The organism is Jeongeupia wiesaeckerbachi (genome assembly GCF_050916355.1).
Lineage (GTDB): Bacteria > Pseudomonadota > Gammaproteobacteria > Burkholderiales > Chitinibacteraceae > Jeongeupia > Jeongeupia wiesaeckerbachi.
The window spans coordinates 2,265,299-2,288,892 of the sequence record NZ_CP136946.1; the positions used below are offsets into that span (position 1 = coordinate 2,265,299).

The following is a 23,594-nucleotide window of genomic DNA, read 5'->3' on the forward strand; positions in this document are numbered from 1 at the left end:
ATGTCGGCAATGCTCAGGCTGAATCTCGAATCGCTGGAAATCATCGACGCGATCGCGCGCAAGGGCAGCTTTGCCGCCGCGGCCGAAGCGGTGCACCGGGTGCCGTCGGCGGTCACCTATATGGTCAAGAAGCTGGAGGACGAGCTGGATGTGCAGCTGTTCGACCGCAGCGGCCATCGTGCGCGGCTGACGCCGGCCGGCGAAACCCTGCTCGAGGAAGGCCGGCACCTGTTGCGTGCGGCCGGCGATCTCGAATGCCGGGTCAAGCGGGTGGCAACCGGCTGGGAAACCGAGCTGAACATCGCCATCGACGCGCTGATGCCGATGTCGCTGCTGCACCCGTGGATTGCCGAATTCGATGCACTCGATTCGGGCACGCGGCTGCGTTTTTCGCGCGAAACGCTCGGCGGTGGCTGGGAGGCATTGGGCGACCACCGCGCCGACATCATCATTGGCACGCCGCTCGAAGGCGCGCACGGCGGCGGTTACGCAACGCATTACCTGGGTGATTGCGAGTTCATTTTCGCCGTCGCGCCGCAGCATCCGCTCGCCGCTTTGCCCGAACCGCTGAAGCCGATGCAGATTCAGCAACACCGTTCCTGCGCGATCGCCGACAGCTCGCGGCACCAGTTGCCGCGCACCGTCGGCATCCTGTCGGGGCAGCAGACGCTGACGGTGCCGGATCTGGCCTCCAAGCTCGATATCCAGCTGGCGGGGCTCGGCTGCGGTTACTTGCCGCGCTGCGTTGCGGCACCGTATCTGGCCGATGGCCGACTGGTGCATCTGGCGGTCGAGGAGATCAAGCCACCGGTCCGGCTGTATGCCGCGTGGCGAACCAGCGGCGCGGGCCGGGCCTTGCGTTGGTGGCTGGATGCGCTGGCGGCGGACGAGCGGATCGGTCGCTGGCTCGCCGGGCGCTAGTCGGCGGCGGCCTGCGATACAGGCCGCCGGGACGGCGGTTCAGTTGCCGGTCTTGGTCTTCTTGGCGACGACGGCGGGCTTCTTGGCCGAGGTGGTCTTCTGCGGTGCAGATTTGACCGGTGCATCGGTGTCGGCGGCGACGATTTCGAGCGATTGCACCGAAACGCCGATGCAGCTGAGGGCCCGGTCGATGTCGCCGATCACGCGGACCTTGGTGCGATCGTTGACGGCTTCTTTCGGCCACTGTTCTTCGTCGATATCGACGCCGATGGCGCCGCTCTTGTCGCGGAACTCGTAGCGATCGCCCTTGAGTTTGCGCAGGATATAGCCTTCGAGGCTGACCGACGTCTTGTCGGGGGCCTGCAGCGCGGCGGCGGCGGTGTCGATGTCGGTGGCTTCACTGCCGGGGCCGTTGTAGCCGGCCTGCGCCGACGACAGCCAGAACCCGGCCAGCAGGGCCAAACAGACGATGGGGGTGTGCGTGCCTGTGCTCATGATGACCTCCTGGTCCCATACAGGGCTCGTACGCGCGTGTTTTTCGCTGCACCGTGAAAACTTGTCGCTGGCCCATGTGCTTACAGTGTAGGCAGCGCCATCGGTCGAGCAGGGGGCCGGAAAAGCAAAAACCCGCGGCGGGCGCGGGTTTTTGCAGGTGGGCAGACAGGCGGTTTTATTGCTTGCCGGCTTCGACCTGGATCGTCAGTTTGACTTCATCACCCACGGCCGGCAGGTAAGCCTTCATGCCGAAATCGCTGCGCTTGAGCACGGCGGTTGCGGCGGCACCGCACCAGGCCTTCTTCATCATCGGGTGTTGGCCGCACTTGAAGTCGCTCACGGCCAGCGACAGCGGCTTGGTCACGCCGAGCAGGGTGAAATCACCATCGACGGATACCAGCTTGTCGCCGTCGAACTTGAAGGCCTTGGACTTGAACGTCGCGGTCGGGTACTTCTCGACGTTGAAGAAGTCTTCGCCCTTCAGGTGCTTGTCACGCGCGTCCCAGCCGGTGTCGAGGCTGGCGGTGTCGATGCTGATGTCGACGCTGCCGGTTTTCTTTTCGGCATCCAGCACGATGCTGCCGCTGGTCTTGTCGAACGTGCCTTGCTGGGTCGAGAAGCCGATGTGGTTGATCGAGAAATGCGCCGCGGTGTGCGACGGATCGATCGCATAGGTTTCCGGCGCGGCGAAAGCAGCCGAGGCAACGGTGGCGAGGGCAGCGGCGAGGATCAATTTTTTCATGGGTATTTACTCCAGGGTCAATCGACGATGAAAAGGGTGGCACCGGTCCGGGTGGACGAGCGGTGCGGTTCGGCGTTGTCGGCCACCTGGTAGCTCATGCCGGGCAGGAGCGTGTAGCGGCGGCCGTCGGCGAGTTCGGTGTCGAGCTCGCCGGCGAGGCACAGCAGGATGTGGCCCTTGCTGCACCAGTGATCGGCCAGATAGCCCGGCGTATAGCTGACGCGGCGCACGCGGACGTTGCCGAACTGGCGCGTACGCCAGCGGGCCTCGCCGGCAGCGCCCGGGTGCACGGTTTCTTCGACCGTGTCCCAGTCGGTAATGCCGAAGGCGATCTGGTCCAGCTGCATGCTTACTTGCCGGCCTTGCCGTTCAGTACGAAGCGGTACTTGACCAGCACTTCGTCGGCCACCGCGCCGGTGTCGGCCCAGTCGCCGTCGCCGAGCTTGTACTGCAGGCGCAGCAGCGGGAAGCTACCGTCGAGCTGCAGGTCGGCACCGTTTTGCTTGGCGGTGAAGGTCGAGACGACGTCGCGGCTCACGCCCTTGATCGTGAGCGGGCCACGCGCTTCGAACTTGCCGTTGCCGAGCGACTTGACGCTCTTGGCGGTGAACGTCGCCTTCGGGGTGGCGGCGGTGTTGAACCAGGCTTTCTTCTTGGCCTCGCTATCGCCATCGGGGCTGCCGGTGTCGATGCTGGTCAGGTCGACGCTGAATTCGGCCTTGGTCGCTTCGGGCTTGGCCGGATCGAAGTCGACGTTGGCGGCGAAGCGCTTGAAGCTGCCGTCGGCCGGCGTGTTCATCTGCTTGAAGGTGAAGCCGATCTGGCTCTTGCCGGCGTTCAGCGTCTGCGCGGCCTGGGCCGGGATGATCGCGGCGGCGGCCAGCGTCGCGGCGATCAGCGTGGTACGAAAACGGGTCATCGTGTTCTCCTCAGAGCGGTTAACAAAATCCTGCTGGCTGCGTTGTGCTTGCCGTACTTGTTTGTACTGTCTGCGCTTCGCACGCCTTGCCAGCACCGCGATGCTGGATTTTGTTAACCGCTCTTCACTGGTTTAGAAAAGGGGCGGATCAGCGGCCCCAGGGCAACATGCGCGACAGCGTTGCGTCGCGATCGATCAGGTGATGCTTGATGGCCGCTGCGGCATGCAGCACGACGGCAGCCAGCAACGTATAGCCGACGTAGTAGTGAATCGTCGCCAGCGTCTCGCCGAGCGCTTCATTCTTGCCGACAAGATCGGGCAGCGGCCATTCGCCGAACAGCACGACCGAATAGCCCTTGGCCGAGCTCATCAGCCAGCCGATACAGGGCAGGGCGAACATCAGCAGATAAAGCAGGTGATGAATGCCGGTGGCCGCCTTGAGCTGCCAGGCCGGCTGGTTCGGCAATGGCGCAGGGGCGCCGCGACCGAGCCGCCATGCCAGCCGCAGGATCAGCAGGAACATCACGCTGATGCCGGCCCACTTGTGCCAGGCAATGACCTGGAACTTGAGCTTGAACGTGTGCGGGCCGAGTTCGAGGCTGTTGAAGTACCAGATCAGACCAAAGGCCGAGAAGATCAGCAGCGCCATCAGCCAGTGCAGCGACATCTGCAGCGGGTCGTAACGGTCTCGGGACATGAGGAATCCTTATTCAGATTTATTGACCTGCAGCAAATAGTATTGCCGTAGGCTTATCGAGAGATAGCTAAAAATATGCAACTGGTGGTTCGAAAAAACAGAACAAGATGATGCTCGTCGTCGCCACAATGTAGCGCCGGGCTTCGAATCATGTCGAGTGCTTACAATAGTCAAAAGGCGATCTCTTGCCGCAACAGGTAGAATCCCCTACCGGGATGTTTGGCATATATTGCAGCGCGCCATACCGGCGCGAGGCCTTTCAGGAATCTACTGGGCATGAAAGACATCGAAAAGTTCATCGGCGGTTTCCGCCGCTTCCAGCACAAGTACTTCGGCGAAGACACCAAGCTCTTCGAAAGCCTCAAGCGTCGGCAGAAGCCCAAGACCTTGCTGATCGGCTGTTCCGATTCGCGCGTCGATCCGGCGATCCTGACCGATTGCGACCCGGGCGACCTGTTCGTCGTGCGCAACGTCGCCAATCTGGTGCCACCGTTCGAAACCGGCGGCCAGTATCACGGCGTGTCGGCGGCGATCGAATACGCGGTCAGGAGCCTCAAGGTGCGGCAGATCGTGGTCATGGGGCATTCGGCCTGCGGCGGTATCGGTGCGCTGATGGCCGGCGCGGATGCGTCGAGCGAAACCGACTTCATCGGCCCTTGGGTACGCATTGCCGACCCGGCCCGTCAGCAGGTGCTGGCCGAGCTTGAGCACAAGAGCCCGGAAGCCCAGGTGCGTGCGTGCGAGCTGGCGGCCATCATCGTCTCGCTCGACAACCTGATGTCGTTCCCCTTCGTGTCCGAGCGCGTCCAAGCCGGCGAGCTGGCGCTGATCGGCTGGTACTTCGATATCCAGCAAGGCGCGCTGTACCAGTTCGATCCCGAGCAGAACGTGTTCGCCGCCGTGGTCGAAGCACCGGAAACCAACGGCACCGCCGCCCCCTGATCCGGACGGTCGCGGCGCCTGCTGCGCCGTGCACCTGGAACCCATCCAAGTAGACGTCACCGTCTTACTGGATGGGTTTTTTTTCGTCCTACTGAGCCTGTGCGGCGTCATGCAGGCCTCGCCGCGATCAGGCCCAGCCTCACCGACCGGTAAGCTCAGCGGCGTGTGTACGGTCACGCCGAGCCCCGCTGGACGATGCACTGGTTGCTTCGTCCGCTCGCAGTCGTCCAGCCATACGCAGCTCAAGCTGCAACGCCACCTTGTAGCGAAACAGCAAAGCTTGATTCGACATCGACGCCGGTGTGTCGCGCTCGATGGCCAGATCGATCAGAAAACACACAGCCTCATTCTTCCTCCTATTCCATCGAGCAGCATGAAAAATTAAACTTGAAGAAATTATTTGCAAATAAAATGTAAGTATTTATGGTGTACAGATCTGTAGTGCCGGTAGCGCAGTTCCTCCCGCACCTGGACCAGCAGCCGCGGACGTGGTGCGGCTCCGGTATTCGGCGTCACCAAAGTGGTGGTGGCGCGGACCCCTTGCTCGTATGACCAGCAGCGAAGCTCGGTCGCAATGCACCGAATCTGACCCCCACCTACAAAGTGATCAACATGACAGACAAGCCGATCTTAATCACCGGGCTCTCGGGATTCATCGCGAAGCAATGTGCTCTGGAGTTGCTCAAGCATGGCTACAGTGTGCGAGGCACCGTGCGCCGCATGGCAAAGGCAGACGAAGCGCGAGCGACGCTGGCCAAGTATTGCGACACGACGAAGTTGACTGCTGTCGAGGCTGATCTGCTTTCTGATGCAGGCTGGGCCGATGCCATGGAAGGCGTTGGCGGTGTGCTCCACGTGGCGTCGCCGTTTCCGACCGGCGAGCCGAAGGACCCGGACGAACTGCTGCGGCCGGCAGTGGATGGCACGCTTCGCGTGTTGCGTGCGGCGGTGGCTGCGGGCGTTCCTCGCGTAGTCCAGACGTCCTCCATGGTGGCGGTTATAGGCGGCCATCAGCACAAAAGAACCAAACCCTTTGACGAGGACGATTGGACCGATGCTGACGCGCCAGGCATCACTGCGTATTACCGCTCCAAGACGCTTGCCGAGAAAGCGGCACGCGACTTCGTCAGCACCACCGGCACAAGCCTGCACTTCTCGACGGTCAACCCCGGCTTCGTACTAGGTCCAGTCCTCGACAATGACATCGGCACGTCGGCCGAGGTCATCCAGATGCTTCTGCGTGGGAAATATCCTGGGACGCCGCGCATCCACTTCGCCGTCGTTGATGTTCGTGACGTCGCCAAGATGCACAGGCTGGCGCTGGAGTCGGCCGAGCCCAGCGGTGGCCGGTATGTCGCCGTATCGGAGGCCCTCCGCTTCCTCGATATTGCGCTGCCGATTCGGCGCGAGCTTGGTCGCGCCGCGCGCAAGGTACCAAGCCGCGAGTTGCCCGATTTCTTGATTCGCCTGATTGCCCTGTTCGACCCTACCGCACGAACAATTCTTCCCGATCTCGGCTTCAAGTTTCGAGTCGACAACTCGCGTACGCGTCGTGCCTTGAAGATGGAGTTCATTCCGGTCGCCGAGTCTGCGCCCGCCATGGCGTCGAGTCTGATTCAACTGTCCCTGGTCTAGGAAAAAGCCAGCATCAGTGACGCCTAACCCCTCTCGCCAGCGGCAGGCCGGTGGTCCGCGGGACATTTTCGCCGCCCGGGCGTTGGCGTCCTGCCGCTATCGCCTGCTTGGCTCGCACCACAAGCGTTTCCCTATCCTTCGTCGCAAAGTACGTGTCGGCGAATGGCATCACCATCACTTGCATGCACATGAAGGTGAAGGACCGCAGCACGGCAAGTGCTCATATTGGGCGGTTTGAGCCCGGACGCTGATCATGGGGGCTTGAAGCACGCGCCGGGCATCAGTCCGCTGACGTCGTGATCACGGTCACCGAGTCGGCCACTGGTCGTTCGGTTGCTGCCGCATGGCGCCGATCGTGCCGCTGGCTGCGGGCGTTTCAACGCCTGATGCGCGCTAGGTGGCCGGCAAGCTGCTATTGCGCAGGTGGGCGGTAGGCCTCAATTGCCGCAGCCAGATCGCGTTCTTCCTCGCAGCTGCCGCACAGCGTCTTCAACTGCTCGAGCAGCGCTTGCGCCTTGTCGGGCTGGCCGGCTTGCAGCCATGCCTCGCCGAGGTATTCGTGTGCGCCGAGATGGCGCGGGTTCAGTCGCAGCGCTTCGTCATAGGCGGAAAAGGCCTGCTGCAGATTGCCGCGTTTGCGCTCGCAGTAGCCGGTCCAGTTCCACAGGTCGGCGTTGTGCGGGTCACGCTGTCGGGCCGCGTCGAGCACCTGCAGGGCCTGATCCCATTGCTGCAGGTCGATCGACCGGCGCGCGCTGGCAATGGCCCTGGTCGTGTCGCTGTCGGCGCTGCTTCTGGCCGGTGCGCCGCCGCCTGCTGCCAGGGCCGGCCCGGCCAGGGTGAGGCCCGCTATCAAGCAGAGTGTCCGCCACATGGGTTTGCTCCAGACCGTTATATTAGTCCTGAGCATGACAAAACGCGCCGGCAGCGGGGCTGCGGGCGCGTTGTTGGCGGGATGGGCGGTGCTTTACTGGTCGAACTTGAACAGTTCGCGCAGCTTCAACGCGACCGCGGCGTCGGTATTGAGGCCGATCTGCGGTACCTCGGGCAGCAGCGCGACCAGCTTGGCGTTGGCGTTGGCCATCATGAACGGGTGACCGGCGGTGCCGAGCATGTCCAGGTCGTTCAGGCCGTCGCCGAAGGCCACGCAATGCGCCATCGGCAGTTGCAGCGAATCGAGCACCACCTGCAGCGCATGACCCTTGGAGACCGTCGGCGCCATGATTTCCAGGCAGTCCGGCAACGAGTAGGTGATGTAGAGGCCGTGGCCAAAGCGCTCGTACAGTCTGGCTTCGATCTTGGCCAGATGCGCCGGCTCGGCGATGTACAGCACCTTGGCAACACCTTCGCCGCTGTGCTTGGGCAGATCGTCGACCCGGTAGGTAAAGCCGGAATCCTTGTGCATGTCCATGAGCCGTTCATTCGGCGCACCGATCAGCCACTCTTCGTCGAGATAGAGATTGACCGACGCGCCCTCGCTGAACTCGGGCTGCATCATCTCGCGGACGATCGCCGGCGCGATGTTCCTGGCGTACATCAGTTGGTTGTCCGGATCATGGATGCGCGCGCCGTTCGACGTGATCAGGTGCGCACGAATGCCGAGCGCCGCACGGATACCGCGCACATCGCAGTAGTGGCGACCGGTGGCGATGATCAACGGGATGCCGCGCGCCTGCAGTGTTTGCAGCGTCTGGGCGGTGAAGGCCGAGGCGGTATGGTCGCCGTCGAGCAGCGTACCGTCGAGGTCGGAGGCAATAACCTGATACATGGGGACTCCGGGCAGAGGGATCCGCTTATTCTACGGCCCCGCACTCTGGATGAGCAGTCAAAAATGCCGCTGGCTTGCCGTCTTGGCTAGCGGGTTTCCCCGATGTGCGACCGCGGGATTGCGCTCAGAAACCCGATCCCGGTTGCGCCAGGTAGTCGAGCTCGTCCGGCGTGCACTCGCGACCGAGGGCGGCGTTGCGGTGCGGGAAGCGGCCGAAGCGGGTGATGACGTCGTGATGCAGCACGGCGTAACGGTGGAAATCGCCGAGGACGTCATGCCCTTGCCACGTGGCGGTCAGTGCGAGCATGCGCTCCTGGTCGGCCAGCGATTCGGAGTGCTCGAACGGCAGGTAAAGGAACAACTGCTCGACCGGTGTCAGGGCTTCGTGCCAGCCGGCGTCGAGCGCGGCGTGGGCGACGCGGCAGGCGAGGGCATCGCCGGCAAAGGCTCTGGCGCTGTTGCGGAACAGGTTGCGCGGGAACTGATCAAGGACGATGACCTGCGCCAGTGCGCCGCGCGCGTCGCCCGTCCAATCTTCGCAGTCGCCTGCGAGGGCGGCATCGACGGTGGCAAGGAAGCGGCGACGGATCGCCGCGTCGAAGACCGGATCCTTGCGGAACCACGCGGCGCGGGGCTGCTGGTAATCCGGGTCGTCCGGACAGCCGAACCAGAAGGCCAGTACCTCGTCCGGCGTGGCAACGGTGTCGCGGCCGGCCTTGACCCGGCCGCTCTTCACTTGGCCTTCCGGGCTGGATCGGCGGATGAGTTCGGTCATGGCGGCTTCCTTCGGGCGGTGAATGCTACGCAGTGTAAACCGCTGTGCCTGCGGCGCGGCTACAATTCGCCGCTCGCAGGGAGAGGTGATTTGGAACGCAAGACTAAGGTAGACGTCGTGGTGCTGGGTGCCGGCGCGGCGGGGATGATGTGCGCGGCGACTGCCGGCATGATGGGGCGCAGCGTGGTGCTGATCGACCATGCCAGCAAGCTGGCCGAGAAGATCCGCATTTCGGGCGGCGGCCGGTGCAACTTCACCAATCTGAATGTGCGACCGGAATGCTATCTGTCGCAGAACCCGCACTTCGTCAAATCGGCGCTGGCGCAGTATTCGCAGCACGACTTCATCAAGCTGGTCGAATCGCACGGGCTGAGCTACCACGAAAAAACGCTGGGCCAGCTTTTCTGTGATCAGGGTTCGGGCGCGATCATCGACATGCTCAAGGCCGAGGTCGATCAGGTCGGCGTCGAGTGGCGCATGCAGACGCCGATCGGCGCGGTCCGGCAAATCGACGGCGGTTTCGAAGTCGATGCCGGCGACGAAACCTGGTGCTGCACCTCGCTGGTTGTCGCCACCGGCGGGCTGTCGATTCCTCAGATCGGCGCCACCGGCATCGGCTATGACATTGCGCGGCAATTCGGCCTCGCCATCGTGCCGACCAGCGCGGCGCTGGTACCGCTGACGTTCCAGCCGCAGGATCTGTGGGGCGAACTTGCCGGCGTGGCGCTCGAGTCGGCCGAAGTCAGCGCCGGCAAGGCGCGCTTTCGCGAGGATGTGCTGCTGACGCACAAAGGCGTTTCCGGGCCGGCGATCCTGCAGGTGTCGTCGTACTGGCAAGCGGGCGAACCGGTGCATCTGGATTTGCTGCCCGACGAAGACCCGGCCGTGTTCCTTGCCGAAGCCAATCGCGATGCCTTGCTGTCGACGGTGCTGGCCGAGCGCCTGCCGCGCCGTTTCGCGCAGGCGCTGGCGGCGCAGTTTGGCGAGATCAAGCCGCTGAAACAGTATCTGCCCAAGCAGCTGGCCGAGATCGCCAGCCGCCTGTCGGACTGGCAAGTCGTGCCTTCCGGCACCTTGGGCTACAAGAAGGCCGAAGTCACCAAGGGGGGGGTCGACACCAAGGCCTTGAATTCCAAGACGCTGATGGCACGCGACGTACCGGGCCTGTTCTTCATCGGCGAGGTGGTCGACGTCACCGGTTGGCTCGGGGGTTACAATTTTCAGTGGGCCTGGTCGTCGGGCTATGTGGCGGGAATGAATGCCTAGTGCTACGGTGGAAGGGTAGGTAGGGGCGCGGGCCGGAGTTCTGCCAACGCCCTGTGCTGCCGGTGAAGATGAAGCCGGCCATCGGTCGAACTGCGGTTCGGCCCGGAACCTGCCGGTGGCAATCGGGGCGAAATCAACGTGTGCCCGCGATTACGGAGCTGCCGGACTCGTTCCAGCGGGGCGCCATGCGGCGCCCTGTTTTTTTGTGCCGGCGTAGTGTTACGCCGCTCTGTTGCCCGAGGCTAGCGGTGCCCATCGACCGGGTTTGACGCCCGGATTCCGGTGCAGATACGGCCAGAATGTGGTGATAAATTCCAAATAAAGGGCGCCAATGGCGCCCTTTATTACTGCGTAGCTTGGTGCTTAACGCAGGCCAAGTACGTCCTGCATATCGAAAAAGCCCGACTGCTTGCCGGCGAGGAAGTGCGCGGCGCGGATGCTGCCTTGCGCATAAATCGTCCGGTTGCTCGCCTTGTGGCTGATCTCAATCCGCTCTCCCAGACCGGCGAAGATCACCGTATGGTCGCCGATCACGTCGCCGCCACGCAGGGTGGCAAAGCCGATCGTGCCCGGTTCGCGTTCGCCGGTGATGCCTTCGCGGGCATAGACGGCGGCGTCCTTGAGCGTGCGGCCCTGGGCGGTTGCGACGGTCTCGCCGAGCATCAGCGCGGTGCCTGACGGTGCGTCGACCTTCATCCTGTGGTGCATTTCGATCACTTCGACGTCGTAACCGACGTCGAGCGCCTTGCCGGCCACTTCCAGCAGCTTGACCAGCAGATTGACGCCGACGCTCATGTTGTAGGCGTGGACGATGGCGATGTCGGTGGCCGCGTCGCGGATTGCGGCGCTGCCGGCGTCATCGAAGCCGGTGGTGCCGATGATCATATTGACGCCGTAGGCGCGGCAGGCCGCAACGTGAGCCAGCGTGCCTTCGGGGCGGGTGAAGTCGATCAGCACGTCGGCGCCTTCGAGCGCAGTCAGGTCGGCGCCGATGAGTACGCCGCTGTTCTTGCCGAGGAAGGCGGTCGCGTCCTGACCAATCGTGTCTGCGCCCGGGCGGTCGAGCGCGGCGTGCAGTTCGCAGTCGCTGGCGGCCAGCGTGGCTTCGACCAGCATCCGGCCCATGCGGCCGGAGGCGCCGGCAATCGCAATACGGATGGCCATTGGATTATTCCTTGATCAGCGGTTTGACTTCCTGGGTCGGGCTGTCGGCCGAACCCGGAACGGCGGTGCTCTGAATATTGCCGCTGCTCGGCTGTGCGTTCGCGTCGAGCATCTTCGCGTCCTTGGCCCGAATCGCTTCCGGCAGCGTCTCGCCTTCCCAGCGGGTCAGGCTGTCGCCATCGAAAAATACGGCGAAGGTTTTCTTCTGTTCAAGCGTGCCGCCGCGCGCGTCGCTGTAGACGTAGTCCCAGCGGTTGGCGTGAAACGGATCGTTCAGCAGCGGCGTGCCCAGCAGGAAGCGGACTTGCGCACGGGTCATGCCGGGCTTGAGCTGGCCAACCAGATCGGCGGTGACTTCGTTGCCTTGGGGAATGTCGAGTTTGTACGGGGTCAGCCAGTTCATGACACCGCAGCCGCTGAGCATGGCTGCAGCGACCAGGGGGGCGATCAAGCGAAGTTGCATGGAGCCTGCAATCCGTGGAAATGGGCCAATCGGTATGCCGGCGCCCGGTTGGAGTCGGCACGGTAAACGCTATATCATACCGGTAGTCGCCCGGCCTCGCAGCCTTGGCGAAACTCCTTGCCCGGATACGGAACCCAATGAGCAAAGCTAACGAACTCAAGGGCATGGGCCTTAAAGCCACCGGCCCGCGCCTGAAAATCCTCAATCTGTTCGAGACCAGCGAACAGCGCCATCTGTCGGCCGAAGACGTCTACCGCGTGCTGATGGCCGAGCACACCGACATCGGTCTGGCGACGGTCTACCGCGTACTGACGCAGTTCGAGCAGGCCGGCATCCTCGAGCGCCACCACTTCGAAACTGGCAAAGCGGTGTTCGAGCTCAGCCAGGGCGGCCACCACGATCACCTGGTCTGTGTGAAATGCGGCAAGGTCGAGGAGTTCTGCGATCCGGAGATCGAGCTGCGTCAGGAGGCGATCGCCAAGTCGCACGGCTTCGAGATTCAGGACCACGAGATGTATCTGTACGGCATCTGCAAGGATTGCCAGCAGAAGAAGTGAGTAGCGGCGCGACCCGATGATCGCCTGGCTCGACGCCTCGCTGCGCTTTCCGCCGCTCGCCCACGCGCTGGTCGAGCCCAACGGTCTGCTTGCCGCCGGTGGCGACCTCAGCGCCGCCCGCTTGCTGGCGGCCTACCGCGCCGGCATCTTTCCCTGGTACATGCCCGACGAGCCCATCCTGTGGTGGAGTCCCGATCCGCGCATGGTGCTCGTCCCCGATGACCTGCACGTTGGCCGCTCGTTGGCCAAGGTGCTGCGCCATCGCGCTTACGAAGTCCGCTTCGATACCGCCTTCGACGCCGTCATGGCCGGCTGTGCCGGGCCGCGTGACGCTGAACACGGCACGTGGATCAGCGACGCCATCCGGGCCGGGTACGGCGAGCTGCACCGCCTCGGCTTCGCGCACAGCGCCGAGTGCTGGATCGATGGCGAGCTGGCCGGTGGCCTGTATGGCGTGGCGATCGGCCGGATGTTTTACGGTGAGTCGATGTTCGCGCGGGCGCCGGATGCGTCGAAAATCGCGTTTGTCCATCTGGTGCGCTGGCTGCAGCGCCAAGGTTTTGGGCTGATCGATTGTCAGATGCGTACCGAACATCTGGCGCGTTTCGGCGCAGATGAAATTCCACGCGGCGATTTTCTTGCTAGGCTGGAAAAACTGACAGCCCAACCAGATGTACCCGGACCGTGGTTGTACCGGGCGCAGGGGGAACCAAGATGAACCCGCGTATCCAGTCTTTGCAACTGCAGTTCTACGCCACCGCGCCGTATCCTTGCAGTTATCTACCCGAACAACTGGCACGCTCGCAGGTCGCCGTGCCGTCGGAAGTCATCGACGCGCAGAGTTACAGCCAGCTGGTGCAGATCGGCTTTCGCCGTAGCGGCCAGTTCGTTTACCGGCCGCATTGCGACCGTTGCCGTGCCTGCGTGCCGGTCCGGATTCCCGTCGACGCCTTCGAGCCCGACCGCAGCCAGCGGCGCGCGCAACAAAGGCACGGCAATCTGCGTGCCCGGCTGCTGGGCCTCGAATATTCCGACGCACACTTCCTGCTTTACCAGCGCTACCAGGCGGCACGGCATGCCGGCGGCGGCATGGATCAGGACGGGCGCGAGCAGTACGAGAACTTCATCCTCAAGAGCAACGTCGCCAGCTTCCTGGTCGAATTCCGCGAGGCTGGCCAGCTGCGGATGGTCAGCCTGATCGATCAGCTCGACGACGGCATGTCGTCGGTCTACACCTTCTACGACCCGGATGTGCCGGGGGCGAGCTACGGCGTTTACAACGTGCTTTGGCAAGTCAGTTTGGCTCGGCAATTCGGCTTGCCTTACCTCTATTTGGGCTACTGGATCGAACGCTGCGGCAAGATGGCGTACAAGACGCGCTACCAGCCGATTGAGGGCTTGGTCGATGGTGAGTGGCGTAGCCTTAGCATCTAGAGTGGGCTAGAACGGCTAAGTAAAATGGTGACGGGGGCGATGCGTAGGGGCTATAAGGCTGCAGGAGTTTGATACTCCTTCTCAATCCTGCTGCATATAGTGCTCGACCCAAAGTGATGCCGGTTTGGGGCCACTTTCCGATCGCTGTAGGACCGTGCCGCGAACCTCGAGATCGCGGTTCTGCAGTGCTGAAGCTTCTGGGAGGGTAAGGCCTTCAAGCTTCCAGTCAATTCCGTTTGGCATTTGCAAAACAGGATAAGTGTGGGGTTCACTACCCTTAAGCACGAGTTTGCCAAGTAAGACAACCGACTGCCCTTCCACAAAGGTTGGGTGCGCCGCGCAAGCACTGAGTAGTTGTGCTGCGATAACACAACCCATCAGGATCGTCCGGATCATTGAAACTCCCCCCCAAGTGGCATGTCTGGTGTTTACGTCATGCTAGTCTTGAAAAAACTAAGGGCAGAAAAATACCCGCAGTTACGCGGGTATTCGGATGAAGCGGTTGGCGCTAGCGGCAGTGTGGGGCTGACGCAAGATACCAATCGGCCCGTGGCTCCCGTTCACTGGCGATTTCTGTCCTTTTAGCTGGAATCGCTGTGGCAATTAGGCCGAAGCGCCAGCAATAGCCATTGCTGTCCTTGAGTATGCGGCTTTGTCCGATCTTCACTTCCTGGGGCGTGCTGGTTGGACCGACGATATCGGCACCTAGTGTGGTGCCGTTACGCAGAGTCCACCCGGGAACAAGAGGATGGTCGAATGGGCCTGCCGCTACCAGTTCAAGCCAGGCTTGCTGTGACGATGGCTTACGCAGCGTCATCCGGCGAATGGGGCCTGCCGGATGCATGCCGGTGCTGATCTCGACAAATTGCTTTTCCAGCCTCCTCGGCAATGTCGTTGGCCATGGCGAGACCTGCCAAGCATGACCATCAATCGAGAAGCGTAGTACCGAATTGGAATCCGTTCGCAATGCAGTTGCCCAGCCAGCCTGGTCGCTGGCCCCGCTGATTTTAAGCGCTTCGGCACTGGCTTGAACCATTGCGAATGTGGATAGAAGGGCAATTATGTGAATTGTGAAGCGGGTCAGCATATCGATACCTTAGTGCGGATTACGAAGGCTCTGCAGTAGCGCTGCCGATGGCGACGCTTCCTGAACCGTCTGTTGATATGGACGGACGATCGGGTCGAATGACGCCGGTCGGCTGACGTTGGCAAGACGACTCTGCCCTGTGTTGTTGGAGTTGAAATAGCGGCGTGAGTTCACGATGAGTTTGGCCCAGTCATTGTGATCGTGCAGGGAGGTTTGCAGTCCATCGCCGTTAATGTCCAGTACGTAAGGCGTACCATCCTGGACGCTGTTGTTGTTCCAGTCACCATAAGCACCGCCAAGGCTGCCACGACCAATAAGTGCACCTTCATTCAGCGCATTTTCATCGAGGTTGGAACCACTACCGTCCGAATAGTCCAGCTTGAAAGCGGCGGAACAAGGCCCATTGCCAATGCTGCAAAGAGGGAAAGTCCACTTCGTTGCGTATCCCGGAACTGGAAGACTCAGCTCCCAGTTGAGCCAGTAGTAGAAGCGTTGAACTACCTCATTGCTGCGTGCATCGGGCAAGCCTTGCAATTGGTAGAGGTAATTCATTGCACTGTAATAATTCGGTTTGTTGTTGACGTTTTCGTCGCCGCCATGCAGTAGGCCTAGGGTATGGCCAAGTTCATGCATGATGGTACCTGCCTGCATATTGACCAGGATATTGAGGTTGATCGGATTTGATGCATTTAATGACCAGCCGCCCAGCGTGACTTGAAAATCATCGCCGGTGATCTCAGCCATGCCCGAAGAGCCGGCTGAACCATTCGAGCGTTGTGAATTGGCCATCAGCATGTAACGGAAAATTGGTTTGCGACGGATATCCATGCTGGAGGACTTAATCTGATACACGCTGGTGCATCCTGGCGTCAGCTGCGTACTGTCGCTTTCGAGCTCAGTACATGCGCTGTAGGGGCGTTTGTTGCTAACGTTGCCGCTTAGGTTGTAATTGGCTGGATCATTGACACTGGAGTACAGATTGCCGGCATCAAAATGCACTGCAATATTGTGCGCTTTGAAGGCTTGGACGACTTTCGCCAGCGCTTCGGCTCTTGGCGTCACTCCCGGATCGGGGCTATTCAGATAGTCGACTTGAATGAACAGATCACGCTGGCCTACGCGTGCACCCATCGCGTATAGGTCAAGGCCGTTATAGGTGCCGCCAGCGACCTCTGCGGAGTCTGGAATGCCATCGTCGTCACTGTCCTGAGCACCCGCTGCAACGTCGTTAGGTCCACCGGGGGTGGCGAAGCCGGCCTGCGTCCAGTCGGTTGCTGTTTTTGTCTGTGTAAATTTAGACGCCGACCGCACGATAGACGTGTTGTAACTGTTGGCATTGTCGCCCATCGCAGCAACACTGGCGCCGTTCCAGGCTGACGGTGTGGTTGGGACGACGGAGCTGCTGCCAAAGCGGACAAAGTCGACGGTTTGGCCAGCCAAAAGCAGCTCTACAAAACCGTTGCTTCCACGCCAAATCGGGACGCGGTTGCTACCGTCGGCGATGTAAACACTGTTGGCGGTATTTTGCAGTGAAGCGTCCGTCTTGGCTGCGATAACGGCATAGCCTTGATTGGGTACGGTCATGCTAGGCAGCGAGAAGATTACCGATGGTGTAGCCACCAACGTGGCCGGATTGATCCCGGTGCTGCGTACCTTGTAGTTGGCTAGGTCGATTGGAACACCGGAATTGTTGTATACCTCGAACCAGCTGACCGTATCGCCGTAGTAGTTGTTGGCAACCTCACTGATAAACACGCCTTGCGGCGCTGCCATTGATGGTGCAGGCACTGGTGCCGGTGTTGGTACCGGTGTTGGCGCCGGGGTCGGCACCGGTGTTGGAGTGGGCACCGGCGTAGTGTCGCCACTTCCTCCCCCACCACCGCCGCAAGCAGCAAGAATAGTAGTAGTAAGAAGGGTTGCGAGTTTATGTTTATGAGTTGTGATGTTCATGGTGGCGCCCATGCATATGCAATGTAGAGGTGAAATCTACCGGTGTAGGGCCACCATAATAATATTTTGTAATTGTGGTGTAAATTTATGGGCTTAAATAATGGATTTCAACCTGGTGAGTGTGGCGTTTTTGCCGATGCACGGATCTTTAGCCCTGTGTTTTTCTTGTTTCCTTACTGAGGTCCACCGATTGCTTTTCTTGAAGGGCAACAAAAAAACCCGGCACATGCCGGGTTTTTTTTGTCCTTCAGAGGCTTGATCAGCTTACCAAGCCATTGTGGCGTAGAAGCGCATCGATCTCTGGCTTACGGCCTCGAAAGGCTGCGAAGCTCTCCAGCGCCGGACGGCTGCCACCGCGGGCGAGGACTTCATGGCGGAAGCGGGCGCCGACGGTGGCGTCGACCACGTTGCCGCTGGTCTTCGCGGCTTCCTCGAACGCCGCGTAGGCGTCGGCGCTGAGCACTTCAGCCCATTTGTAGCTGTAGTAACCGGCTGCGTAACCGCCGGCAAAGATGTGGCTGAAGCTTTGCGGGAAGCGGTTGTAGTCCGGCGGTGTCGGCATGCCGAGTTCCTGCTGGATCTGCAGCGCCTCGGTCTGCGGATCGATGTCGCTGGTGTTGCCGTGCAGCGCCATGTCGAAAATCGAGAAATACAGCTGGCGTTGCATGCCCGAACCGGACTGGAAGTTCTTGGCGGCGAGCATTTTCTCGTACAGCGCCTTCGGCAGCGATGCACCGCTGTCGACGTGCTTCGTCAGTTGCGGCAATACCTGCCATTCCCAGGCAAAGTTTTCCATGAACTGGCTCGGCAACTCGACCGCGTCCCACTCGACGCCGGAGATCCCCGAGACCGACAGCTCGTCGACTTCGGTCAGCAGGTGGTGCAGTGCGTGGCCGGTTTCGTGGAACAGCGTGATCACGTCGTCGTGCGGCAATAGTGCCGGCTTACCGTCGACGCCTTGGGCGAAGTTGCAGACGATCAGTGCGACCGGGGTCTGCACGCTGTCGTCCGGGAGCTTGCGGCGACCGCGGACGTCGTTCATCCAGGCGCCGCCTTGCTTGCCTTCACGTGCATACAGATCGAGATAGAGGCCGCCGACGAGCGAGCCGTCCTTGTTCTTCAGATCGAAGAAGCGCACGTCCGGATGCCAGACCGGTGCTTCGGCCGGCACGAACTGCAGGCCGTAGAGTTGCTCGACCAGCGTGAACAGGCCGTTCAGTACCGTCGGCTCGGTGAAGTACTGTTTCACCTCTTGTTCGCTGAACGCGTATTTTTCTTCGCGCACGCGCTCGGAGACGAAGCCGACGTCCCAGGCTTCGAGCGTGTCGTAACCCAGGTTCGCCTTGGCCCATTGCTCCATTTCGGCGCGGTCGGCCTGCATGTGCGGCTTGGCGCGTTGCGCCAGATCGCGCAGGAAGCCGAGCACCTGTTCGGGCGTTTCGGCCATCTTGGTCGCCAGCGACTCTTCGCTGAAGCTGGCGAAACCGAGCATCTGCGCGCCCTCCTGCCGCAGTGCGTGGATTTCCTTGATCAGCGGGGTGTTGTCGCGCTCGGCCGGGCCGAATTCGGACGCACGGGTGACATAGGCGTGGTACAGCGTTTCGCGCAACGTGCGGTTGTGGGCAAACTGCATGACCGGCAGATAGCTCGGCATTTTCAGCGTTACTTTCCAGCCGGTCTTGCCATCGGCTTCCGCACCGGCGCGTGCGGCGGCTTTCCAGTCGTCAGGCAGGCCGGCGAGCTCGGCCTCGTCGTCAACATACAAGGCGAATGCGTCGGTCGCGTCGAGTACGTTCTGGGCGAACTTGGTCGTCAGTTCGGATGAGCGCTCCTCGATCTGCATGAAGCGTTCTTTCTGCGCGTCCGGCAGCTCGGCGCCCGAGAGTTTGAAGTCGCGGATGGCGTGTTCGACGATGGTGCGACGGGTTTCGTCGTAGGTGGCGCATTCGGCGCTGGCGGCCAGCAGCTTCCAGCGGGCATAGAGATTCTCGTTCTGGCCCAGCTCGGTATAGAAGTTGGAGATGCGCGGAATATTCTGGTTGTAGACCTCGCGCAACTCGGGCGTATTGACCACCGATTCCAGATGCGCGACGGCGCCCCAGGCGCGGCCCAGCTGTTCCATCGCGTCTTCGGACGGCGCGACGAACGAGTCCCACGTCGGCGTCTCGACGGTTTCGGCCTGGGCGACCGCGGCGCGCGCCGCTTCGAGCAGCACGTCCAGCGCCGGGTTCACGTGTTCGGGACGGATGGCGTCGTATTGGGGCAGGCCGGTCAGGTCGAGCAGCGGGTTGGTCTGGGTCATCGTGAGGTCTCGGGTAGAATCGTCGTAACAGCGTAGATGCGCCTTGCGCGCGTGCTTTTCAAGGTCAAAGACGACAGGATTTCAAGGATAGTCATGGCAATTGAACAATTCGACGGGATCGCGCCGCAACTGGATGACGGCGCGTGGGTGCATGCCAGCGGGCAGGTGATCGGCGACGTGAAGCTGGGTCGCGATGCGTCGGTCTGGCCCGGCGCGGTGCTGCGCGGCGACGTCAACCACATCCATATCGGCAACGATTCGAACGTGCAGGACTGCAGCGTGCTGCACGTGACGCACAAGCGCCCGGATGATCCGGATGGCGCGCCGCTGATCATCGGCGACCGCGTCACCATCGGCCACGCGGTGATTCTGCACGGCTGCACCATCGGCAACGAAGTGCTGGTCGGCATGGGTACGATCATTCTCGACCGCGTCGTCGTGCAGGATCGGGTGATGATCGGCGCCGGCTCGCTGGTGCCGCAGGGCAAGGTACTCGAGTCGGGCTATCTGTACCTGGGCCGGCCGGTGAAACAGGTCCGGGCGCTGACCGACGACGAGCTGGCGCATTTCAACTACTCGGCGGCGCATTATGTGCGGCTGATGAAGAAGTACCGCGACCAGCCTGCGCAGTCCTGAGCATGAGACAATCGGCCCCATGTCCGAACTGAATTTACTGCCGGCGCGATTCATCAGCGTCGAGGGCGTCGATGGCGCCGGCAAGAGCACCCAGCTCAACTGGCTGGCCGATTGGCTGCGTACGCAAGGCATTGCGCCGGTGTTGACGCGCGAACCCGGCGGTACGCCGCTCGGTGAAAAGCTGCGCGCGTTGCTGCTGTCTGAAGCCATGGATCTGGAGACCGAAGCGCTGCTGATGTTCGCGGCGCGGCGCGAACATCTGGCCCAGGTGATCGAGCCGGCCTTGGCGCGTGGCGAGTGGGTCGTCAGCGATCGCTTTACCGATGCGACCTGGGCGTTTCAGGTCGGCGGCCGCGGCCTCGATGCCGCCAAGTTCACCGCACTGGAACACTGGGTACAAGGCCGGGGTGAGGCGCTGCTGCAACCGCATCTGACGCTGGTGTTCGACGTGCCGCCCGATGTCGGTCAGGCCCGGATGGCGGCGCGCGCATCGCTCGATCGTTTCGAGCAGGAGGCGGCTGATTTTCATGCCCGCGTTCGCGCGGCCTACCTCGAACGCGCCGCTGCCGATCCGCAACGCGTCAAGGTGATCGACGCCACGCGCAGCATCGAGGCAATTCAGACGGGTCTGGCAATCGACGTACCGCGCTGGTTGCGGGGCGAAGCATGAGCGACTACACGCTGTACCCGTGGCAGGCCGAGCCGTGGCGGGCGCTGACGGCGAATATCGCCCAGCTGCCGCATGCGCTGTTGCTGACCGGCGCGGCCGGCATCGGCAAGCGGCGCTTTGCCGAGCGGCTTGCCGCGATGCTGTTGTGCGAGTCGGCCGACCGCAGCGTCGCGCCGTGTGGCGTTTGCGATGGTTGCCGCTGGTTTGCCGCCGGCAATCATCCGGACTTCCGTGTGCTGGCGCCGCAGGATGCCGACGACGAACCGGCCGAGGACGCCAAGCCGGCGAAGAAAAAATCGTCGTTGATCACCGTCGACGACATCCGCGAGCTCGGCGACTTCGTCAACCTGACCGCGCATCGCGGCGGCAGCCGGGTGACCCTGGTGTATCCGGCCGAGGCAATGAACACCGCCGCCGCCAATGCCTTCCTGAAAACGCTTGAAGAGCCGCCGTCCGGCGCGCGTTTCATTCTGGTTTCGCACCAGTGGCGCCGGCTGTTGCCGACCATCCGCAGCCGCTGCCGCGTGTTTCCGCTGCCGACGCCGGCGATCGAACCGGCCGCGCACTGGCTGGCCGGGCAGGGGGTCGTCAATCCGCTGCTGCATCTGGCGCACAGCGGCGGCGCGCCGCTGGCCGCGCTCGACGACGCGTCGGCCGAATGGCTGCCGTGGCGCACCAAGCTGCTCGACGCGCTGGCCAATCCTGGCGGGCTCGACGTGATCGGGCTGGCCGCCGAATACGACCGCGCCAAGGTCGAGATGACGCTGATCGTCGATTGGTTGCAGAAATGGGTGCACGACCTCGTCGCATTCTCGATGGCTGGCAAAGTCCGCTATTATCCGGATCGGTCCGAAGCGTTGGCCCGCTTGGCGCCACGCGCCGGTGAACTGCCGCGCTTTGCCGAGCGCCTGATCGACGCGCGCCGGCTGGCGACCCATCCGCTGAACGCACGCCTGAACATCGAGGCGCTGCTTTACGATTATCTGGCTGCCCTCAAGGGCGCCACGCTCAAGGGAGAGCGACGATGAGCGAAGACTACCGTCAGCAAGCGACCTCGCGCCCCGGGGTGCTGTCGCTGAACATCAAGGAAAAGGCCGCGCTGTACGCGTCCTACATGCCCTTCGTCAAAGGCGGCGGCATCTTCATTCCGACCGGCAAGCCGTACCGGCTGGGCGACGAGGTCTTCATGCTGTTGTCGCTGCTCGACGATCCGGCCAAGATTGCCGTGTCGGGGCATGTGGTCTGGCTGACGCCGGCCGGCGCGCACAACAACCATCAGCAGGGCATCGGCGTGCGCTTTTCCGGCAACGAGGCCGGCGCGCAGGCCAAGGCCAAGATCGAAGGTCTGCTTGGCGGTTACCTGCAAAGCGCGCGCACCACGCACACGATGTAGGCGTGATGCGCCTGCGCGATGATTGAAACAAAGGGCTGCATATGCAGCCCTTTGTGGTTTCAGTGTGATCCGGACTCAAACCGGGTGACCGCGGGCAGCCGGCCCGCGACCTTCACCGGCCTGTGCACCGGCCGATTGGCGGCGTCAGGGGGCTTTGCGATTCAGAAAATCGCCAACCACATTCGACATATCGAAGGTTTTGCCGCCCTGCACCGGCGGATATTCCGCCAGGGTTCTCAAGTGGCCGCCAATCAGCTGGCTGATGGGCTGCAGCAACCAACTATTTTTTTGCAGCAAATGGCCGTATGAATCCTTGCTATCGTAGCTTTCGAACGGATCCATGCGGAGATTGAACAGCAGCGGCACGGTGCGCGGCACGAGGTTGGCGTAATAATCTTCCTTGGTCGACAAATGGGCTTTCCAAGGGCCCATGCGAATGGCGGTCAGTTTGCTCTCGTAGTAATAAAGCAAATTAGTTCGTGCGGATTCCGCCGATTTTCCGGTCCAGTAATCGACATTGTTGATGCCGTCGATATACTGTTTTTTCTCGCGTTTCATTTTCTCCGCGACATCGGAAACCCCGGCCGCGGCCGCCAGCGAGGTAAACATGTCCTGATGGGCCTGGATGCCGTTCTTCACTTGCCCCGGTTTGACGGCGCCCGGCCATTTGAGCATCGAAATCACCCGGACGCCGCCTTCGTACGTGGTCATTTTCTCGCCACGGAACGGCGTGGTCGCGCCGTGCGGCCATGACGAATGCTCGGGGCCGTTATCGGTCGAATACCAGATAATGGTATTTTCATCGAGGCCCTGGTCTTTCAGGAACTTCAAAACCAGACCGATATCGTGATCGTGCTGCAGCATGCCGGAACCATGCAGATCCCCCTCGCTGCTGTATTTCTCGGCCGCATAACGCCATTTGTCGGACAAACGGGTATAGAGGTGCATCCGGCTGGTATTGAGCCACACAAAGAAAGGCTTGCCGTCCGATTTGGCCTTTTTCATGAATGATTCGGCCTTGGGAATGACCTCCAGCTCGTCGAATTCCTCCATCCGTTTTTGCGTCAGCGGGCCGGTATCCTTGCAGGCTTGCGCGCCCATTTTTCCAAAACGCGGGTCATCGGTATTGTCGATGTCCTTGCGGGCGTAACACTGCAATACACCGCGCGTGCCAAATTTTTTCTCATAATTGTCGAGCGTGCCGGCAAAGCGGGCGCCAAAGGCCTGATAGTCCCTTTGCTCGGCCTCTTCCTGGGTATTCAGGTGGTAGAGGTTGCCAAAAAATTCGTCAAATCCGTGGACGGTCGGCAAGTGCTCGTTGCGATCACCAAGGTGGTTTTTGCCGAATTGCCCGGTGGCATAGCCGGCTTCTTTCAGCACTTCGGCCAAGCTGGGCGAGGCGGCTTGCAGGCCCAGCTTGTCGCCGGGCTGGCCGACCGTCGTCAGGCCGGAGCGGATGGGGTACTGGCCGGTGATAAAGGCGGCGCGGCCGGCGGTCGACGACGGTTGGGCGTAGTGATCGGTAAAGCGGATGCCCTGCATGCCGATGCTGTCGATATTGGGCGTGGTATAGCCCATGGTGCCCATGCCGTAGGCGCTGACGTTTTGCCAGCCGATGTCATCGCCCCAGATCACCAGGATATTGGGGCGGTTGGCTGAAAATGCCGCCGGGCCGAGGGCCAGCCCCAAGCCAAGTACGGCCGTAGCCAAAAATTTACGACGCATATCAAGCTCCTTGTGTCTTGGAATCGGCGGGCTGGATCACCGCGTCACGGTGT

26 protein-coding genes are annotated in these 23,594 nt (G+C 61.9%); 11 read left to right on the plus strand and 15 right to left on the minus strand.

The genetic code is table 11. The features are described 5' to 3' along the window. The first annotated feature begins 9 nt into the window (after nucleotides 1–9). Nucleotides 10–921 carry a LysR family transcriptional regulator gene (locus R0382_RS11025; RefSeq protein ID WP_432719638.1) on the plus strand — a complete coding sequence of 304 codons (912 nt, stop codon included), beginning with the start codon at nucleotides 10–12 and terminating at the stop codon, nucleotides 919–921. Between the two features lie 39 nt (nucleotides 922–960). Here the strand turns inward: R0382_RS11025 and R0382_RS11030 are convergent, their stop codons facing one another. The 5 genes from R0382_RS11030 to R0382_RS11050 form a co-directional block, all read right to left on the minus strand. After that, nucleotides 961–1,416, minus strand: a complete 456-nt coding sequence (locus R0382_RS11030; RefSeq protein WP_432719639.1) for a YgiW/YdeI family stress tolerance OB fold protein — start codon at nucleotides 1,414–1,416, stop codon at nucleotides 961–963. 175 nt (nucleotides 1,417–1,591) lie between these two features. Then, nucleotides 1,592–2,158, minus strand: a complete 567-nt coding sequence (locus R0382_RS11035) for a YceI family protein (protein WP_432719640.1) — start codon at nucleotides 2,156–2,158, stop codon at nucleotides 1,592–1,594. A 17-nt stretch (nucleotides 2,159–2,175) separates the two neighbouring features. Next, a complete protein-coding gene (locus R0382_RS11040) occupies nucleotides 2,176–2,505 on the minus strand; it encodes a DHCW motif cupin fold protein (RefSeq protein WP_432719641.1) in 330 nt (109 codons plus the stop codon). A gap of 2 nt (nucleotides 2,506–2,507) precedes the next feature. Beyond that, nucleotides 2,508–3,077, minus strand: coding sequence for a YceI family protein (locus tag R0382_RS11045; RefSeq protein ID WP_432719642.1), 570 nt, complete (start codon nucleotides 3,075–3,077; stop codon nucleotides 2,508–2,510). 148 nt (nucleotides 3,078–3,225) lie between these two features. Then, entirely contained in the window at nucleotides 3,226–3,774 is a 549-nt protein-coding gene (locus R0382_RS11050) for a cytochrome b (protein ID WP_432719643.1), read from the minus strand. A 276-nt stretch (nucleotides 3,775–4,050) separates the two neighbouring features. On the opposite strand from R0382_RS11050, the gene R0382_RS11055 reads away from it, so the two are divergent. Together R0382_RS11055 and R0382_RS11060 are read left to right on the plus strand one after the other, a co-directional pair. Continuing rightward, nucleotides 4,051–4,716 (plus strand): carbonic anhydrase, encoded by a 666-nt coding sequence (locus tag R0382_RS11055; RefSeq protein WP_432719644.1) that lies wholly within the window; start codon nucleotides 4,051–4,053, stop codon nucleotides 4,714–4,716. A 612-nt stretch (nucleotides 4,717–5,328) separates the two neighbouring features. Then, nucleotides 5,329–6,351 (plus strand): SDR family oxidoreductase, encoded by a 1,023-nt coding sequence (locus R0382_RS11060; protein WP_432719645.1) that lies wholly within the window; start codon nucleotides 5,329–5,331, stop codon nucleotides 6,349–6,351. A gap of 412 nt (nucleotides 6,352–6,763) precedes the next feature. On the opposite strand, the gene R0382_RS11065 is transcribed toward R0382_RS11060, so the two are convergent. From R0382_RS11065 to R0382_RS11075, 3 genes are all read right to left on the minus strand, one after another. Beyond that, nucleotides 6,764–7,225 (minus strand): tetratricopeptide repeat protein, encoded by a 462-nt coding sequence (locus tag R0382_RS11065; protein ID WP_432719646.1) that lies wholly within the window; start codon nucleotides 7,223–7,225, stop codon nucleotides 6,764–6,766. A 93-nt stretch (nucleotides 7,226–7,318) separates the two neighbouring features. Beyond that, entirely contained in the window at nucleotides 7,319–8,119 is an 801-nt protein-coding gene (locus tag R0382_RS11070) for a Cof-type HAD-IIB family hydrolase (protein ID WP_432719647.1), read from the minus strand. A 124-nt stretch (nucleotides 8,120–8,243) separates the two neighbouring features. Continuing rightward, nucleotides 8,244–8,894, minus strand: a complete 651-nt coding sequence (locus tag R0382_RS11075) for a DUF924 family protein (RefSeq protein WP_432719648.1) — start codon at nucleotides 8,892–8,894, stop codon at nucleotides 8,244–8,246. A gap of 90 nt (nucleotides 8,895–8,984) precedes the next feature. On the opposite strand from R0382_RS11075, the gene R0382_RS11080 reads away from it, so the two are divergent. Further along, nucleotides 8,985–10,160 (plus strand): NAD(P)/FAD-dependent oxidoreductase, encoded by a 1,176-nt coding sequence (locus R0382_RS11080; protein WP_432719649.1) that lies wholly within the window; start codon nucleotides 8,985–8,987, stop codon nucleotides 10,158–10,160. A gap of 363 nt (nucleotides 10,161–10,523) precedes the next feature. Here R0382_RS11080 and dapB read toward each other — a convergent pair whose 3' ends face one another. Then, nucleotides 10,524–11,324 carry a 4-hydroxy-tetrahydrodipicolinate reductase gene (gene dapB / locus R0382_RS11085; protein WP_432719650.1) on the minus strand — a complete coding sequence of 267 codons (801 nt, stop codon included), beginning with the start codon at nucleotides 11,322–11,324 and terminating at the stop codon, nucleotides 10,524–10,526. A 4-nt stretch (nucleotides 11,325–11,328) separates the two neighbouring features. Next, nucleotides 11,329–11,787, minus strand: coding sequence for an outer membrane protein assembly factor BamE (locus tag R0382_RS11090; RefSeq protein WP_432719651.1), 459 nt, complete (start codon nucleotides 11,785–11,787; stop codon nucleotides 11,329–11,331). A 137-nt stretch (nucleotides 11,788–11,924) separates the two neighbouring features. Here R0382_RS11090 and fur point away from each other — a divergent pair, with 137 nt between their 5' ends. Genes fur through R0382_RS11105 form a run of 3 tightly spaced genes read left to right on the plus strand, consistent with a single transcriptional unit; the run spans nucleotide 11,925 to nucleotide 13,778 of the window. Further along, nucleotides 11,925–12,344: a ferric iron uptake transcriptional regulator gene (fur, locus tag R0382_RS11095; RefSeq protein WP_432719652.1), complete on the plus strand. Its 420-nt coding sequence runs from the start codon at nucleotides 11,925–11,927 to the stop codon at nucleotides 12,342–12,344. A gap of 16 nt (nucleotides 12,345–12,360) precedes the next feature. Beyond that, nucleotides 12,361–13,062 carry a leucyl/phenylalanyl-tRNA--protein transferase gene (gene aat / locus R0382_RS11100; protein ID WP_432719653.1) on the plus strand — a complete coding sequence of 234 codons (702 nt, stop codon included), beginning with the start codon at nucleotides 12,361–12,363 and terminating at the stop codon, nucleotides 13,060–13,062. Then, nucleotides 13,059–13,778, plus strand: coding sequence for an arginyltransferase (locus R0382_RS11105; protein ID WP_432719654.1), 720 nt, complete (start codon nucleotides 13,059–13,061; stop codon nucleotides 13,776–13,778). The genes aat and R0382_RS11105 overlap by 4 nt, the downstream gene beginning before the upstream one ends. Before the next feature lie 81 nt (nucleotides 13,779–13,859). Here R0382_RS11105 and R0382_RS11110 read toward each other — a convergent pair whose 3' ends face one another. The 4 genes from R0382_RS11110 to R0382_RS11125 all read right to left on the minus strand — a co-directional run bounded on the left by R0382_RS11110 (nucleotide 13,860) and on the right by R0382_RS11125 (nucleotide 19,117). Further along, a complete protein-coding gene (locus R0382_RS11110; protein WP_432719655.1) occupies nucleotides 13,860–14,174 on the minus strand; it encodes a hypothetical protein in 315 nt (104 codons plus the stop codon). Nucleotides 14,175–14,286: 112 nt separating this feature from the next. Continuing rightward, nucleotides 14,287–14,865: a hypothetical protein gene (locus tag R0382_RS11115; protein WP_432719656.1), complete on the minus strand. Its 579-nt coding sequence runs from the start codon at nucleotides 14,863–14,865 to the stop codon at nucleotides 14,287–14,289. A gap of 9 nt (nucleotides 14,866–14,874) precedes the next feature. Beyond that, nucleotides 14,875–16,815 carry a hypothetical protein gene (locus R0382_RS11120; protein WP_432719657.1) on the minus strand — a complete coding sequence of 647 codons (1,941 nt, stop codon included), beginning with the start codon at nucleotides 16,813–16,815 and terminating at the stop codon, nucleotides 14,875–14,877. Between the two features lie 259 nt (nucleotides 16,816–17,074). Then, the gene (locus R0382_RS11125) at nucleotides 17,075–19,117 is read right to left on the minus strand and encodes a M3 family metallopeptidase (protein WP_432719658.1); all 2,043 of its coding nucleotides are present in this window, start codon (nucleotides 19,115–19,117) and stop codon (nucleotides 17,075–17,077) included. A 93-nt stretch (nucleotides 19,118–19,210) separates the two neighbouring features. Between R0382_RS11125 and R0382_RS11130 the strand changes: the two genes are divergently transcribed. The 4 genes from R0382_RS11130 to R0382_RS11145 are packed head-to-tail and all read left to right on the plus strand — an operon-like array spanning nucleotide 19,211 to nucleotide 21,816. Next, nucleotides 19,211–19,753 (plus strand): gamma carbonic anhydrase family protein, encoded by a 543-nt coding sequence (locus R0382_RS11130; protein ID WP_432719659.1) that lies wholly within the window; start codon nucleotides 19,211–19,213, stop codon nucleotides 19,751–19,753. A 19-nt stretch (nucleotides 19,754–19,772) separates the two neighbouring features. After that, nucleotides 19,773–20,423: a dTMP kinase gene (gene tmk / locus R0382_RS11135; protein WP_432719660.1), complete on the plus strand. Its 651-nt coding sequence runs from the start codon at nucleotides 19,773–19,775 to the stop codon at nucleotides 20,421–20,423. Further along, nucleotides 20,420–21,451: a DNA polymerase III subunit delta' gene (gene holB, locus R0382_RS11140; RefSeq protein WP_432719661.1), complete on the plus strand. Its 1,032-nt coding sequence runs from the start codon at nucleotides 20,420–20,422 to the stop codon at nucleotides 21,449–21,451. Before tmk ends, holB begins: the two co-directional genes overlap by 4 nt. Next, nucleotides 21,448–21,816 (plus strand): PilZ domain-containing protein, encoded by a 369-nt coding sequence (locus tag R0382_RS11145; protein WP_432719662.1) that lies wholly within the window; start codon nucleotides 21,448–21,450, stop codon nucleotides 21,814–21,816. Before holB ends, R0382_RS11145 begins: the two co-directional genes overlap by 4 nt. Nucleotides 21,817–21,960: 144 nt before the next feature. Here the strand turns inward: R0382_RS11145 and R0382_RS11150 are convergent, their stop codons facing one another. Further along, nucleotides 21,961–23,541 carry an arylsulfatase gene (locus R0382_RS11150; protein WP_432719663.1) on the minus strand — a complete coding sequence of 527 codons (1,581 nt, stop codon included), beginning with the start codon at nucleotides 23,539–23,541 and terminating at the stop codon, nucleotides 21,961–21,963. Between the last annotated feature and the right edge of the window lie 53 nt (nucleotides 23,542–23,594).